Origin of the sequence: Sphingomonas sp. CCH5-D11 (genome assembly GCF_001557395.1) — a bacterium.
In the GTDB taxonomy this organism is placed as follows: domain Bacteria; phylum Pseudomonadota; class Alphaproteobacteria; order Sphingomonadales; family Sphingomonadaceae; genus Sphingomonas.
This window is the reverse complement of sequence record NZ_LSKH01000054.1, coordinates 1-14,568: the sequence shown is the minus strand read 5'-3', so window position 1 is coordinate 14,568 and position 14,568 is coordinate 1. Positions and strand designations below refer to the sequence as shown.

Annotated in this window: 16 protein-coding genes and 1 pseudogene; 4 read left to right on the top strand and 13 right to left on the bottom strand. The window is 64.8% G+C overall.

Annotation, left to right across the window (positions count from 1 at the left end):
* From AX702_RS21515 to AX702_RS03455, 10 genes are all read right to left on the bottom strand, one after another.
* Window positions 1-146 (bottom strand): 2-oxoglutarate dehydrogenase E1 subunit family protein (locus AX702_RS21515; RefSeq protein ID WP_231731708.1); only part of this gene is annotated, 146 nt, incomplete at its 3' end.
* A 213-nt stretch (window positions 147-359) separates the two neighbouring features.
* Window positions 360-1,244: a succinate--CoA ligase subunit alpha gene (sucD, locus tag AX702_RS03495; protein ID WP_066776200.1), complete on the bottom strand. Its 885-nt coding sequence runs from the start codon at window positions 1,242-1,244 to the stop codon at window positions 360-362.
* A 64-nt stretch (window positions 1,245-1,308) separates the two neighbouring features.
* Window positions 1,309-1,605 carry a GIY-YIG nuclease family protein gene (locus AX702_RS03490; RefSeq protein ID WP_066776198.1) on the bottom strand — a complete coding sequence of 99 codons (297 nt, stop codon included), beginning with the start codon at window positions 1,603-1,605 and terminating at the stop codon, window positions 1,309-1,311.
* Window positions 1,606-1,664: 59 nt separating this feature from the next.
* The gene (gene mdh, locus AX702_RS03485) at window positions 1,665-2,627 is read right to left on the bottom strand and encodes a malate dehydrogenase (RefSeq protein ID WP_066776196.1); all 963 of its coding nucleotides are present in this window, start codon (window positions 2,625-2,627) and stop codon (window positions 1,665-1,667) included.
* 130 nt (window positions 2,628-2,757) lie between these two features.
* On the bottom strand, window positions 2,758-3,852 hold the full coding sequence (gene zapE / locus AX702_RS03480; RefSeq protein ID WP_156455341.1) for a cell division protein ZapE: 1,095 nt from the start codon (window positions 3,850-3,852) through the stop codon (window positions 2,758-2,760).
* A 113-nt stretch (window positions 3,853-3,965) separates the two neighbouring features.
* The gene (locus AX702_RS03475) at window positions 3,966-4,418 is read right to left on the bottom strand and encodes a PaaI family thioesterase (protein ID WP_066776190.1); all 453 of its coding nucleotides are present in this window, start codon (window positions 4,416-4,418) and stop codon (window positions 3,966-3,968) included.
* Window positions 4,419-4,522: 104 nt separating this feature from the next.
* Window positions 4,523-5,305 carry a succinate dehydrogenase iron-sulfur subunit gene (locus tag AX702_RS03470; protein ID WP_066776187.1) on the bottom strand — a complete coding sequence of 261 codons (783 nt, stop codon included), beginning with the start codon at window positions 5,303-5,305 and terminating at the stop codon, window positions 4,523-4,525.
* A 14-nt stretch (window positions 5,306-5,319) separates the two neighbouring features.
* A complete protein-coding gene (gene creD / locus AX702_RS03465) occupies window positions 5,320-6,699 on the bottom strand; it encodes a cell envelope integrity protein CreD (protein WP_066776207.1) in 1,380 nt (459 codons plus the stop codon).
* Between the two features lie 49 nt (window positions 6,700-6,748).
* Window positions 6,749-7,318 (bottom strand): ClpP family protease, encoded by a 570-nt coding sequence (locus AX702_RS03460; RefSeq protein WP_066776203.1) that lies wholly within the window; start codon window positions 7,316-7,318, stop codon window positions 6,749-6,751.
* Between the two features lie 70 nt (window positions 7,319-7,388).
* A complete protein-coding gene (locus tag AX702_RS03455) occupies window positions 7,389-8,366 on the bottom strand; it encodes a C13 family peptidase (RefSeq protein WP_066776184.1) in 978 nt (325 codons plus the stop codon).
* 107 nt (window positions 8,367-8,473) lie between these two features.
* Here AX702_RS03455 and AX702_RS03450 point away from each other — a divergent pair, with 107 nt between their 5' ends.
* Window positions 8,474-9,169 carry a glutathione binding-like protein gene (locus AX702_RS03450; protein WP_066776181.1) on the top strand — a complete coding sequence of 232 codons (696 nt, stop codon included), beginning with the start codon at window positions 8,474-8,476 and terminating at the stop codon, window positions 9,167-9,169.
* On the top strand, window positions 9,166-9,768 hold the full coding sequence (locus tag AX702_RS03445) for a 2-hydroxychromene-2-carboxylate isomerase (protein ID WP_066776178.1): 603 nt from the start codon (window positions 9,166-9,168) through the stop codon (window positions 9,766-9,768). Before AX702_RS03450 ends, AX702_RS03445 begins: the two co-directional genes overlap by 4 nt.
* A gap of 293 nt (window positions 9,769-10,061) precedes the next feature.
* Here the strand turns inward: AX702_RS03445 and sdhA are convergent, their stop codons facing one another.
* From sdhA to sdhC, 3 genes are read right to left on the bottom strand one after another with little or no spacing between them, the layout of a single operon-like run.
* Complete coding sequence (gene sdhA / locus AX702_RS03440) at window positions 10,062-11,864, bottom strand: succinate dehydrogenase flavoprotein subunit (protein WP_066776175.1); 1,803 nt, start codon at window positions 11,862-11,864, stop codon at window positions 10,062-10,064.
* Window positions 11,864-12,244 (bottom strand): succinate dehydrogenase, hydrophobic membrane anchor protein, encoded by a 381-nt coding sequence (gene sdhD / locus AX702_RS03435; protein WP_066776172.1) that lies wholly within the window; start codon window positions 12,242-12,244, stop codon window positions 11,864-11,866. Before sdhD ends, sdhA begins: the two co-directional genes overlap by 1 nt.
* Window positions 12,244-12,669: a succinate dehydrogenase, cytochrome b556 subunit gene (sdhC, locus tag AX702_RS03430; RefSeq protein ID WP_066776169.1), complete on the bottom strand. Its 426-nt coding sequence runs from the start codon at window positions 12,667-12,669 to the stop codon at window positions 12,244-12,246. Before sdhC ends, sdhD begins: the two co-directional genes overlap by 1 nt.
* Window positions 12,670-12,860: 191 nt before the next feature.
* On the opposite strand from sdhC, the gene AX702_RS03425 reads away from it, so the two are divergent.
* Both AX702_RS03425 and AX702_RS03420 read left to right on the top strand, forming a co-directional pair.
* The gene (locus tag AX702_RS03425) at window positions 12,861-14,204 is read left to right on the top strand and encodes a methyl-accepting chemotaxis protein (RefSeq protein WP_066776167.1); all 1,344 of its coding nucleotides are present in this window, start codon (window positions 12,861-12,863) and stop codon (window positions 14,202-14,204) included.
* A 45-nt stretch (window positions 14,205-14,249) separates the two neighbouring features.
* Window positions 14,250-14,568 (top strand): annotated as a pseudogene (locus AX702_RS03420) (hypothetical protein); the annotation flags it as partial.

The following is a 14,568-nucleotide window of genomic DNA, read 5'->3' as shown; positions in this document are numbered from 1 at the left end:
GTGGCGGTTTCCAGCCCCTCAAAGAAGGCACGCCAGCCTGGCTCGACGCTGTCCGGCGAGGCCTTGAAGCGCGCATAGAGCGCATCGATGAACGCTGGCGATACGCCGCCCGCGATGTCCGAGAAATCCTGACCTTCGTAGCCCATTGCCAACTCCACTCCCTCTCTCCTCCGCAGGAGGGGAGAGGGTTGCGCAGACTAAGGCCAGCATGGCCTTAGTCGTAGCTGGGAGAGGGGTGGGCGGTTTCGTCAGAAACCGTGCGGGCCTGCGGCCCGCTCGACCCCTCTCCAACTTCGCCTAGGCAACGAGTTGCCGAGGCTTCGTATCCTCTCCCCTGTCCAGGGGAGAGAAAGGTTCTCTTACTTCCCCAGCACCGACAGCAGCGTGGAGCCGAGCTCGCTCGGGCTCGCCGCTACCTTGATGCCGGCTGCTTCCATCGCCGCGATCTTGTCCTCGGCGCCGCCCTGGCCGCCCGACACGATTGCGCCGGCGTGGCCCATGCGGCGGCCCGGAGGCGCCGTGCGGCCCGCGATGAAGCCGGCCATCGGCTTCTTGCGGCCACGCTTCGCCTCGTCCTTCAGGAACTGCGCCGCTTCTTCTTCGGCCGAGCCGCCGATCTCGCCGATCATGATGATCGACTCGGTCGCGTCGTCGGCGAGGAACAGCTCGAGCACGTCGATGAAGTTGGTGCCGTTGACCGGATCACCGCCGATGCCCACCGCGGTGGTCTGGCCAAGGCCTGCGTTCGACGTCTGGAACACTGCCTCATAGGTCAGCGTGCCGGAGCGCGAGACGACGCCGACGGAGCCCTTCTTGAAGATGTTGCCGGGCATGATGCCGATCTTGCACTCGCCCGGCGTCAGCACGCCCGGGCAGTTCGGACCGATCAGGCGCGACTTGCTGCCCGACAGCGCGCGCTTCACGCGCACCATGTCGAGCACCGGAATGCCTTCGGTGATGCAGACGATCAGCGGCACTTCGGCGTCGATCGCCTCGAGGATCGAGTCCGCGGCGAAGGGCGGCGGAACGTAGATCACGCTGGCATCGGCGCCAGTCTTCTCCACCGCTTCGGCAACGGTATCGTACAGCGGCAGGCCGAGGTGCGTGCCACCACCCTTGCCCGGGGTGACACCGGCGACCATCTGCGTGCCGTAATCCAGCGCCGCCTGCGTGTGGAAGCTGCCGGTGTTGCCGGTCATGCCCTGAGTGATGACCTTGGTGTTCTTGTCGACGAGAATGCTCATGTCGTCTCCGTAGATCGGGGAAGGCTGATCCCCGGCGAAGGCCGGGGTCCAGTCGGGAAGGCGGTCATGGTTGTGCGATGCGTTCGTAGAGATCGTCCCAGTCTGGGTTGAGCCCTTCGATCTCCCGCGCTTTCCAAGCCCGCTTCCACTCCTTCATCTGCAGCTCGCGCTGCCGTGCGGCTTCGATGCTGTCATACGCCTCGTACCAGACGAGAAGATGACAATCGTACTTCTTGGTGAAGCCCGGTACGATCCCGTTCCGATGCTCCCAGGCCCGCTTGGCGAGATCACTGGTCACCCCGATGTAGATCGTACCGTTGCGCCGGTTCGCCATGATGTAGACGAAGCCGGCCTTCTCCACTTGCTATGTCTCCCAACTGGACCCCGGCCTTCGCCGGGGAACAGTTCAGCACATGATCCCTACGCCAGGCTCTCGTCGATACCCTTACAGGCGACGAGCAGTTCCTTGACCGCATCGACCGAGACCTGGAGATTGCCCTTGGCCTCTTCCGACAGCTTCACCTCGACGACCTTCTCGACCCCGCCGGCGCCGATCACCACCGGCACGCCGACGTACAGATCATCAATGCCATATTGGCCGGTCAGATGTGCTGCGGCGGGCAGAATGCGCTTCTGGTCGTACAGATATGCTTCCGCCATCGCGATGCCGCTGGTGGCGGGCGCGTAATAGGCCGAGCCGGTCTTCAGCAGCGCGACGATCTCGCCGCCGCCGCCGCGGGTGCGCTTCACGATCTCGTCCACCTTCTCCTTGGTGGAGAAGCCCATCTCGATCAGGTCGCTGACCGGGATGCCCGAGACGGTGGAATATTCCAGCACCGGCACCATCGTGTCGCCGTGGCCGCCGAGCACGAAGGTGTTCACGTCCTTCACCGAGACCTTGAACTCGTCGGCGAGGAAGTGGCTGAAGCGTGCCGAGTCGAGGACGCCGGCCATGCCGACGACCTTGTTGTGCGGCAGGCCTGAGAATTCGCGCAGCGCCCAGACCATCGCGTCGAGCGGGTTGGTGATGCAGATCACGAAAGCGTCGGGCGCGTTGTCGCGTATGCCCTCGCCAACCGCCTTCATCACCTTCAGGTTGATGCCGAGCAGGTCGTCGCGGCTCATGCCCGGCTTGCGGGCGACACCGGCGGTGACGATGATCACGTCGGCGCCAGCGATGTCCTTGTAATCGTTAGAGCCGGTGATCTTGGCGTCGAAGCCTTCGACCGGGCCGCACTGCGACAGGTCAAGCGCCTTGCCCTGCGGCACGCCCTCGACCACGTCGAACAGAACGATGTCGCCAAGCCCCTTGAGAGCAGCGAGGTGCGCGAGCGTGCCGCCGATATTGCCGGCGCCGATCAGCGCGATCTTCTTGCGGGCCATCCAATCCCCTTTCCGTAACGTGGGTCGTGATTGGAGAGGTCGGGTACGCCCTTTGGGCGGATGGCACAAGCCACTAAAGCCGCGCGGCGCGCTTTTTATAGATAACCGTTCGCAATAGCAATAACGCTTGTTAGCCGGTGCCGTGACCCTCTGCCAGATACTCCTCCGACCGCATTTCTTCCAGTCGGCTGACGGTGCGCTGGAATTCGAACCGGCCGTCACCGGCGGGATAAAGCGCGTCCGGCTCCGCATCCGCGGCCGCCAGCAGCTTCACCTTGTGCTCGTACAATGCGTCGATGAGGCTAACGAAGCGCGCCGCTTCGTTGCGGTTTTCAGGGCCGAGGGTCGGGATGCCGACCAGGATCACCGTGTGAAAGCGACGCGCGATGGCGAGGTAGTCGGCGCTGCCTCGGGCTTCGCCGCACAGCTTCTTGAAGCTGAACACGCCGACGCCCTTCAGCGACTTGGGTACGCGGAGCGTGCGGCCCTGAACCGTCATGTCCTCGCTGGGAACATGGGCACGGTCTTCGGGAGGGTAATCGGTGAGGCGGAAGAAGGCGGCCGAAAGCTGTGCGGTCGCCTCCGGGCCGTTCGGCACCAGCCAGGTATTCTGCTGTCCCAGCCGGTCGCGACGGTAATCCACCGGGCCGTTGAGCGCGAGCACGTCGAGCCGTTCCTCGATCAGCGCGATGAAGGGGAGGAAATGCTCCCGGTTGAGGCCGTTCTTGTAGAGATCCGTGGGCACGCGGTTGCTGGTCGTCACGACCGTGACGCCGGCCTCGATCATCGCGGTGAACAAGCGCGATAGGATCATGGCGTCGGGCGAGTTGTTGACGATCATCTCGTCAAACGCGAGCAGCCGCGCTTCCTCGCCAAGGGCGGCAGCGACGGGGAGGATCGGATCGCCCTGTTCCTTCCGCCGTTCCGCCGCGATCCGCTCATGCACCTCCAGCATGAACTCGCCGAAGTGGACGCGCCGCTTCTGCGCGACGTTCACGTTGGCGTAGAACAGGTCCATCAGCATGGATTTGCCGCGGCCGACATCGCCCCACATGTAGATGCCGCGCGCCGGCACCACCTTCTTGCGGAAGAAGCCGGTGGTCTTCGGGTGTTCCAGTTCATACGCCAGCGCGTCCAGGCGAGCGGCGGCGGCGGACTGTTCGGGTTCCGGGCGCAGCTCGCCCGCGGCGATAAGGTTTTCGTAGGCTTGTAGGACTGCGGGCACCGTGTTTCCTTTGTCATGCCGGGCTTGTCCCGGCATCCAGGGTGCCGCGAACTCGACGGCGTCGCTCCTGGGGCACGCTGGATGCCGGGACAAGCCCGGCATGACGGAAGAGCTTACTTCTTCGTAGGCTTGCGGATCGTGCCGGAAAATTCCGCGACCGGCCCGGCATCCTGCACCGCCAGGCCGCGCATGAAGAGCAGGCGCCCGGTTTCGCGCAGCAGCTCCACCCGGGCCTCCAGCAGCTCGCCGATCTTGCCGGCGCCCATAAAGTGCGTGTTGAGGTCAAGCGTCACCGCGGTGCCCGCCTCGATCAGGCCGAAGCTGCGGGCCGCGGCGAACAGCGCGACGTCGATGAAGCCGAGCATCGCACCGCCGTGGACATTGTCGCCGAGATTGGAGTGGCGTCGTTCGGGCAGCATCCGCACGCGGCATGTGCCATCTTCGACCCGGACCATCATATCGCCCAGGAAGGTGTTGTAGCGATCCGAGTTCTTGAGGCCCCAGCGCTTCCAGCCGGGATAGTCCGGGTGATCCTCGTAGAGAAACGCGGGCTTTGCTTCTTCCATAACGATCCACCCCGGCGAAGGCCGGGGTCCAGCTGGGACCGGCCCGCTACTGGACCCCGGCCCACGCCGGGGTGGTTAAACTTGCGGTGATGGAGCGCGACGCCTCAGACGACGCGCTCGACCTCCATCTTCTTGATCTCTGCGATGGCCTTGGCCGGCGACAGGCCCTTGGGGCAGGCGTTGGCGCAGTTCATGATCGTGTGGCAGCGGTACAGGCGGAACGGATCCTCCAGGCTGTCGAGCCGCTCGCCGGTCATCTCGTCGCGGCTGTCAGCCAGCCAGCGATACGCCTGGAGCAGGATCGCCGGCCCTAAGAACTTGTCCGAATTCCACCAATAGCTGGGGCAGGAAGTCGAGCAGCAGGCGCACAGGATGCACTCGTACAGGCCGTCCAGCTTCGCGCGGTCTTCCGGCGACTGGAGCCGCTCCTTGCCGGCAGGCGGCGGCGTGACCGTCTTCAGCCAGGGCTGGATCGAGGCATATTGCGCGTAGAAGTGCGTGAAGTCGGGGACCAGATCCTTGATCACGTCCATCGCGGGGAGCGGCGTGATCTTCACCTCGCCCTTCACGTCCTCGATCGCGGTGGTGCAGGCGAGGCCGTTCTTGCCGTCGATGTTCATCGAGCAGGAACCGCAAATGCCCTCGCGGCACGAACGGCGGAAGGTCAGCGACGAATCCTGCTCGCTCTTGATCTTGATCAGCGCGTCCAGAACCATCGGGCCGCACTCGTCGAGATTGACCTCGAACGTGTCGTAGCGCGGGTTCTCGCCGCTGTCCGGATCGTAGCGATAGATCTTGAAATTGCGCATCGTCCCGCCCGGCTCGGGCGAGGGGATCTTGCGACCGCCCTTGATCTTGCTGTTCGCCGGCAGGGTGAATTCGGCCATTTTCCGTTCCCGCTTCAGTCGGTTGAGGACTGAGAGCGGAAGCCGCTCCAGTCGAGGTTGCGCGTCAGATACATAACACCGGCCAGTGCCGCAAACAGAAGCAGCGATCCGATGAGAAGCGCATAGGCTTCAAGGCTCAGCAACACGTACAGGACGCCATATAGGGCGGCCAGCAGCGCAGCGATATAGCCGCCCCGTCGCCAACTGCGCAGCACCGCCGCAGAATAGGCCGAGAGCAGGCCGATAATCGCCGCTGCCGCCACGATATAGGCAGCGGCAAAGCCGATCACCTCGGCAAAGGCGAGCAGCATGACGAAGAACAGCACCAGCCCGGCACCGACCAGCAGATACTCGATGGTTGCCACCCGGACACCGCCGATTACGTCGAACATCAGAAAGGCGATGAAGGTGAAGCCAATGAACAGGAAGCCGTATTTCACCGAACGATTGACCTGGCTGTAGAGGTCGACTGGCGAGATCAGGTCGACGCGCGCCTCGTAATCGCCGGCGGGCGAGGCGGTGGCAAAGCGATCGCTGACCTGAGGGCGCGAGTCGGGCACGGTATCACCCGAGGAGACGAGGCTGCGTCCCAGGGCGAGATTGCCGACTCGCCACGTGGCGGTGAAGCCGACGTCGCTTACCCGCTGCGCCGTCGGTAGGAAGCCGCCCTGGAAGCTTGGGTGCGGCCATGGCGATGTCACCTGCCAGCGGGTATCGCCAGCCTGGGGCGCGAGCGCCAGCCATCCATTGCCGCGAAAGGCGAAGCGGAACTGGACCGCGATCGGCGCCGCGCGAATGGCCGTGGCGTCAAGCCAGGTGAAGAAACCCGAATTGTTGGTGGCGGGCGAACCCTTGCCCGGCTGAAGTACGAGGCGGCGTCCGTTGGCGCTCACCGCAGGGGGGCTCCCAAAGAGACCGCGCGCGTCCGACAGGCCGAACCGTATCTCGGCACGGTCATAAGCGAGCTGATCGGCGGTGATGCCGAAGCGTTGGAGATCGTCCGGCAGGGCGAAGCGCGCATTACCGCTCGCCACCGCCTCGAACAGCACCGCTTCGTAGATCGATCGCTGACGACGCTCCGGCCTGATATCGGTGCGCACATCCGCCACCTGCGGGGCGAGCGTCAGTTCCCGCCACACCCGATTGGTCCTGACCACCGATCGGCCGCCCTCGTTCACCGTTTCGGTCGCTTCGGCCTGATAGGGGAGGACCAGCACCGGACCGGCGATCGTCTGTGGTCCACCCCAGCCCGAGGCAATGGAGGCGCGCGCGGTGTTCGACTGATCCTGCCGATCATAGACGAGCAGGTACACCGCGAAGAGCGGGACGGCGAGGAGGAGGGCGATGAGGATCGCCGTGCCGAACTTTCGGCCGGGGGTAGGGCCTGCAGTCAACAAACGGCACCATTGCACAGCGGATGAGCGCGCAACGGTGCCGCAACGCTCAGATGATGTCGAGCACCAGCCCCAGGCGTCGCGCCTCCTCCGCCTCGATATACCAGTTGGAGGGCGCCTTCGCCTTCAGCTCGTCCAGGCTCACCTGCGTGCCCTCCACCAGCGCCGCGAAGCCTTCGTCCTGGATGCGGATTGAGTCCTGGATCTCGTTCAGCTTGGCGAGCAGCACCGGGGCCAGGGTGTTGAGCGGCCCGGAAAGCTGTACGGTCGAATTCATGATCCGCTCATGGATCATCAGCCGCGTGCCACGGGTGAGGAAGCGCTTGTTGGCCGGAAAGGCGGACATGAAGGTCGCACCGGCCGAGTAGACCGCCACCTTGCCGAGGAACAGCGTCTCGCGCCCGGTATATTCACGCAGCAGGCGGATCGTGTCCCCCATGGCGCGGGCCATTTCCGGATCCCCGCCCAGCGTGGTGATCGAGACCACTAGCGGCCCCTCGCCGATTGCAGCGCTCAGCTGGTTCTTGAAGTTTTCGTACATCACATTGTCGACTGTCCCGTGCAGCTGGATCTGCGGGTTGGCGAGCAGCGGATAATCGGTGGCGTTGCTGTTGGTCATGGCGCGCCGAACCATGGGCGCGGGCGACGGTTCCGAACGGCCCACAATTTCTGTGCCTTGGAGGTGACGATCACCTGCCGGCAGTCAGCAGGCTCGCATTTGCGGGCCGCCCGACCGGCGCGCTTGCTCCGGCCGGGGTGCGCGCATCGAGCGCCGCGAGCCAGCGCGTCGCTCCCTGGCCGATCGACACCTGCGGATCGGACGGCTCGAGGCTCGCGTCGCGTTCCCAACTGGCGATCGTCTGGGCGGCTTCGCTTGCGGCGGCCGCGAGCGGTTGCCGCTTGCGCAGCGCGCGATTGACCAGTGCGTCACCGAAGAACGTCCAGTCATTGTCCGATTGGCAGCCGAATGAGGTGCGATCCGACGAGGCGGCGGTGATGATCGCGGTGGTGTCACTCGACAAGATCGGCACGAAGACGCCGGCATAACAGGCGCTGATCAGGATCAGGCGATTGCGGATGCCCAGTTGCGACAAGGTGCTCCACAGCCGACGCGGCGAGATCGCGCCAAAACCCTGATCAGCGTCACTGTACACGATGCCGAAGCGGGCCCCGTGGCTGGTCGTATAGAGCACCAGTACGTCCTCGCCGGGATCCATCACTTCAGCGACGCGGGCCAGCACCATGTCCAGATTGGCGGGCGAGCCCATCGGCAGCGCGCTTTCGACGGTGCCATCCGTTCCGGCGAGCACGATGGTTCGCCGCTCCGCATCATAACGTCGGCCAAGAACCCTTGCTGCCTCGCGCGCTTCCCGGCCGAAAACGGGATCGCTGTCGAGAGCGGCGGCGACGACATAGGCGTCGACCACGCCCTTGCGCTGTGGGGCCAATGTGGCGAGGGCGGCCGATAGGCGGCGATGTTCGGCCAGTTGCCAGGCGGGCGGGCGATCATGTTCGATCGCGCCCCCCTGATCGGCGAGTTCCATCAGCCCCGCTTCTCCAGCGCTGGCCACGAGCGGAACGGGCCGCGTGTGCTGCGGCGGCTCATAGGTCTGCGCCGGCGCCGCCCCGGCCAGCCCGGCCAACAGGATCGTCAGCAGCCTCTTCATGCCCGGCACCCTCCCGGATCCGCATCACAATGGGCCGGCGCTTTCCTGTCAATCGCTTGATTGGGCGAGCGGGAGGCGTCTAGCCTGGGCCAAAAGGAGAGGCCCGCATGATCGACCTGCACTTCGCCGCCACGCCGAACGGCTGGAAGATCACGATCATGCTGGAGGAATGCGGGCTTCCTTATGCGATCAAGCCGGTGAACATCGGGGCAGGGGAGCAGTTTCGCCCCGAGTTTCTTGCGATCAGCCCCAACAACCGGATTCCCGCGATCGTCGATCACGATCCCCCCGGCGGCGGCGCACCGGTCAGCGTGTTCGAGACCGGCGCGATCCTGCTGTATCTGGCCGAGAGGACCGGCCGCTTCCTGCCCACCGATCTGCGCGCGCGGATGCGGACGATCGAGTGGTTGATGTGGCAGATGGCGGGCCTCGGGCCGATGCTGGGGCAGAACGGGCATTTCCGGCTCTACGCCCCGGAAAAGCTGCCCTATGCCATCGATCGATACGGCCGAGAGGCTGACCGGCTGTACGGCGTGCTCGATCGACAACTCGCCCATACCGGCGCCTATGTCGCCGGCGACGATTACAGCATCGCGGATATCGCCTGCTTCCCCTGGATCATCACGCACAAGGCGCAGGGCATCGACATGAGCCAATTTCCCCACGTCGCCCGCTGGTTCGCCGACATACGCCAGCGCCCGGCCGTGATCGCCGGCACGGCCGTCGGACGCATGGCCCGACCGGAGGAGATCACCGCCGATGCCAAGAAGGTGATGATGGGCATCGAAGAGGCAAAATCATGATCGAGTTCTTCTTTGACTGTTCCAGCCCGTGGACGTGGCTCGGCTTCGAGAGCGTTCAACCGCTCGCGCGGGAACTTGGCGTCGAGATCAGCTGGCGTCCCATTCTGGTCGGCGGCGTCTTCAATGCGGTGAACGGCAGCGTGTACGAGAGCCGGAAGAACCCCGTGCCGGTCAAGGCGCGCTATATGCTGAAGGATCTGCAGGATTGGGCGCGCCTGCAGGGACTGTCGATCAACTTTCCGGCCAGTGTGTTCCCGGTGAACAGCGTCAAGGTGATGCGGGCGTGCTGCTGGCTCGGGCAGGACTGCGTTCCCTTCGCCCGCGCGGCGTTTCACGCATATTGGACGGACGACCGGGACATTTCCGACGATGCGGTGATCGCCGAAGTCGCTGCCGCCGCCGGAGTTGCACCGCAGGCCCTGTTTGCCGCCATTGCCGACGATCAGGTCAAGGCGCAGCTTCGCGCGAATACCGACGAGCTGATCGAGCGCGGGGGCTTCGGTTCGCCCACGATCTTCGTTGGCGGCGAGGACATGTATTTCGGGAACGATCGCATGCCGCTCATCCACGCGGCCGTCCTGCGTCGCCGCGCGCGTTGATGGGCGGCCCGTCCTACCTTCCTTACCTACCGGACTTCAGCGCAGAGCGGGGGGCTCTGCGGATCGTGCGTTCCTCAAACGAGCTGCATTGTCGCGGTCTCGTGCTGGGATAGACTGTTCCGCAAACCCGAGAGCTTAGGATCTGCGGCTTAGTTGATGCGGGGACAAGCCCGGCAAAATCCCATGGTTTCGCATTGGGCTCGCACAAGGCCGCGTGACGGTTCGTCGGTGGCAGACCATGACAGGCGCTGCCCGATCAAGGACAGAGCCTGCCAACGTGGTCAGAGCAGACCTTAGTAAACCCGCTTCTTCGGCTTGATATACTCGGCGTCGTCGGTGAGCGTGTAATCATGCACCGGACGGTAATCGAGCGAGCAGCTGCCGCCCTTGCCTCCCCAGCCATCGAAGGTTGCGATGGTGTGCTTCATCCAATTGGCGTCATCGCGCTCGGGATAATCCTCGTGCATGTGCGCGCCGCGGCTTTCCTTGCGATTTTCCGCGCCGCGCATCGTGACGACCGCCTGGCTGATGAGGTTGTCGAGCTCCAGCGTCTCCACCAGATCGGTGTTCCAGATCAGCGAGCGATCCTTGATGCCGACGTCTTCCATCGTCTTGTAGATCGCGTCGATCTTGGTGACGCCCTCCGACAATAGCTCACTGTCGCGGAACACCGCGGCGTGGCGCTGCATCGTCTTCTGCATCTCGGCGCGGATCTTCGCTGTCGGCAAGCTGCCGGTCGAGTTGCGGAAATGATCAAGCCGGCCGAGCGCCATCTCCTCCGAGCCCTTGGGCAGCGGATTGTGCGGCGTGTTGGGCTTCAGCGTGTCCTTCAGCCGCAGCCCGGTCGCGCGGCCGAACACCACGAGGTCGATCAGCGAGTTCGAACCGAGGCGGTTCGCGCCATGCACCGACACGCAGGCCGCTTCGCCTACGGCGAACAGGCCGGGTACGATCGCATCCGGGTTGCCGTCCTTCAGCTGGACGACCTCGCCGTGATAGTTGGTCGGGATGCCGCCCATGTTGTAGTGTACGGTCGGCGTGACGGGGAGCGGCTGGCGCGTGAGATCGACGCCGGCGAAGATCTTGCCCGTTTCGGTGATGCCCGGCAGGCGTTCCGCCAGCACCTTCGGATCGATGTGATCGAGGTGCAGGAAGATGTGGTCCTTGTCCTTGCCGACGCCGCGGCCCTCGCGCATTTCCGCCGCCATCGAGCGCGACACGACGTCACGGCTGGCGAGGTCCTTGGCGCTCGGCGCATAGCGCTCCATGAAGCGCTCACCCTCGGAGTTGGTGAGATAGCCGCCTTCGCCGCGCGCACCCTCGGTGATCAGCACGCCCGCGCCGTAGATGCCGGTCGGGTGGAATTGCACGAACTCCATGTCCTGGAGCGGCAGGCCGGCGCGCAGCGCCATGCCGTTGCCGTCACCGGTGCAGGTGTGCGCCGACGTCGCCGACTGGTACACGCGGCCACCGCCGCCCGTCGCCAGCACGACCGCATGGGCGCGGAAGCGATGGATCTGCCCCGTTTCCATGTTCAGCGCGATCACGCCGCGGCACGCGCCGTTCTCCATGATGAGATCAAGCGCGAAATATTCGATGTAGAAGTCCGCGTCATACTTCAACGACTGCTGGTACAGCGCGTGAAGCATGGCGTGGCCGGTACGGTCGGCCGCCGCGCAGGTGCGCTGGACGGGCGGGCCTTCGCCCATATTCTGCATATGGCCGCCGAACGGGCGCTGGTAGATCGTCCCGTCCTCGTTGCGGCTGAACGGCACGCCGGCGTGCTCCAGCTCGTAAACCGCAGCCGGCGCCTCGCGCACCATATATTCGATCGCGTCCTGGTCGCCGAGCCAGTCGGATCCCTTGACGGTATCGTACATGTGCCAGGACCAATGGTCCGGCGAGTTGTTGCCCAGGCTCGCCGCGATGCCTCCCTGCGCCGCAACCGTGTGGCTGCGGGTCGGGAATACCTTGGTGATGCAGGCGGTCTTCAGTCCGCTTTCGGCGATGCCCATGGTGGCACGAAGACCCGAGCCGCCGGCGCCGACGACAACCGCGTCATAGGTGTGATCGATGATCTGGTAAGCGGCGGGCATCAATTCGCTCCGAAGGCGATCTTGAGGATCGCGAAAATGGCGGTGCCGGCGACCACCGCGGTGAACAGGTTGAGCAGCACCATCGCCACGATGCGGCGCTCGTCACGCTGGTAATCCTCGATCACCACCTGAAGGCCGATACGGAAGTGGTAGAAGACCGATACGACCAGCAGGATCATCGGGATCGCGACCCAGGCCGAGGACAGCCATTCGCGCATCGCGCCATAATCATAGCCCGGGCGGCGGGCGATCGAGATCATCAGCCAGCTCATCAGCAGGATGTTCGATCCCGCCGTGATCTTCTGGTGCCACCAGTGATGTGCGCCTTCGTGCGCGCTGCCCAGACCGCGAACGCGGCCGATCGAGGTTCCCGTACCCATTACTTGGTCCCCAGGTAGAGCCAGAAGGCCAGCGTCAGCACCGTCGATCCGACGAAGGTGAGCCGTGCGAGATTCTGGTTCAGCTTCAGTTCGAAGGCCGCGCCCGTATCGAGAACAAGGTGGCGGATGCCGCTCATCATGTGCTGGAACAGGCTGAACGTCAGGCCGATGCCGATCACCCAGCCAAGGATGTTCAGCCGCCCGTCGGACAAAGTGAACACATCGCGGAAGGTGGCATAGGCCTCTGCGCCGGACGCGAGGGCCGCGAGGAACCAGACAAGCAGCAATGATCCGACCGTCGCCATCCCGCTGCCCGTCACGCGGTGCAGGATGGACGTCGTCATTGCCGCGCTCCAGCGATAATGAAGCGAGAGCGGGCCGCTGAACAGATGCGGGCTTTTTGGACGAACGGGTTTGGAGGCCAAGGCGAAGTTTCCTGCGACGAGCCGTGAATTGGCCCGGTCTATGAGACGGGAGGGCCGATGTTGCAAGCGCGGGCGCCCTACTGCGAATCGATTGCAGCTGTTGATGTGTTACAAATCTAACCGGGGCTTAACCAATCAGCCTTTAGCAGGAGGCATATTCAACCGGGGAGCGCATCAACTTGTCTGTCGTAATGCCAGCCGCGGGCACCGTCGCCCGCATGATCGATCTGCAAGCCCGGCTGCGCGTTTTCGATTCTGACGGCACCATGCGCCAATCCGGTCGCGAGGTGTGGCAATTGATCGAACCGGACATCCAGTCGATTTCCGAAGCCTATTGGGAGCAGTGGCAACGGTGCTTCGATGACGGCCGGGTCTGGGCCGCGCACGAAACGGCGAAGATGATCGAGCTTGGGTGCGAGTTCTTGCGCAACCGCTTCCTCGACACGGAGGGCAGGGCCTGGATCGAATCGATCGAACGCTCGGTCGCGGCGGCTTATCAGGCGCAGGTGTCGCCGCTGGCGCTCCTGTCGATGATCAGCGCGAGTGATCGCGCGGCGCTCGGCATCCTCATGAAGCGGTGCGACGCATCCGATCCGCGTCTGCCAGCCCTGGTCGACACGCTGATGCGGCTTTCCGCGCTGGAGGGGGAAATCACCGGGGCGATCTTCACCGAGTATCGCATGCACAGCGCTCAGGTCGCCCGCGATCGGCTGGCGGCGGATTTCCAGGTCGGCATTGCCGCCGCGGCCGAGGAAGCGACGCTGGAGGGGGCGGAAGTGCGCGGGCAGGCGTCGACCGCCTCCTTGTCGGCTCGCGGTGTTCTGGGGAAAGCGAGCGAGGTTGCCGCGGCGGCCGAGCAGTCTGCACTGGCCATGCGCGACGCAGCCGCCACGGCGGCTGGCCTGATCCGCGCGATCGAGGACGCACGGGTAGAGGTGGAAGCGGCAGCCGAGATCGCGACGCGCGCGGCGGGGCAGGCCGATCAGGCCGTGGGCGTGAGCGAGGCGCTCAGCGACCATGCCAAATCGATCGAGTCGATCCTTGGCCTCATTCGCGAGATTGCTGGGCAGACCAATCTGCTGGCGCTGAACGCCACGATCGAGGCTGCGCGAGCGGGGGATGCCGGGCGCGGTTTTGCCGTGGTGGCGCAGGAGGTAAAGAGCCTCGCCAATCAGACGGCACGGGCGACGGACGATATCGCCGCCAAGATCCGCGCGATCCAGGCCGCAACCCGCGTCACGGTGGAAGCGAATGCCGGTATCCGCGCCACCATCGGAGACGTTCAGACCTCCGCCACCCGGATTCGCGGCGCGATGGAAGCGCAGGCGCAGACGGTGACGGCGATCACTGCCGCAGTGGACGAGACGGCGCTGGCAGCGGATTCCATGTCCGGCACGATCGCTTCGATCCACGCGGATACGGATGCGGTGGCGATCGAGATCGACGCGCTGGGTGCCGGCTTCGACCGGCTTGCCGGGCAGCTGAGTGCCCTTAGTGGGCGCGCCGGGGACTTTGCCGCGCGCGTTGCCGCATAACAAAGAAGAACAAGCGTCGCGCATGGCGCGATGCGGGAGAGGATCATGGCTCATCACGGCTCCTTGGCGGCCGAACGGATCGACATGACCAGGCGGTCGATCGCTGCGCACGTGCGGGACTATGACTGGGACGGCCAAATGGAAGCCGGCGCGTCCGGCATCGCCGAACTGCTTTCCGCCGAGGATTGTGAGCAGATTTCGCACGAGTTCTGGCGTCATTTCCTGAACGGGCTGGCCGCGCGCCAGCTTGGCCATTCGCTCGATCCCGCCTGGGTGGAGCGGCAGCGGGCGCGCAGCGCTCAATATATACGGATGAAATATGCCGCGCCCTTCGATGAGGCGTGGCGGTCGGCCGCCACCAGGC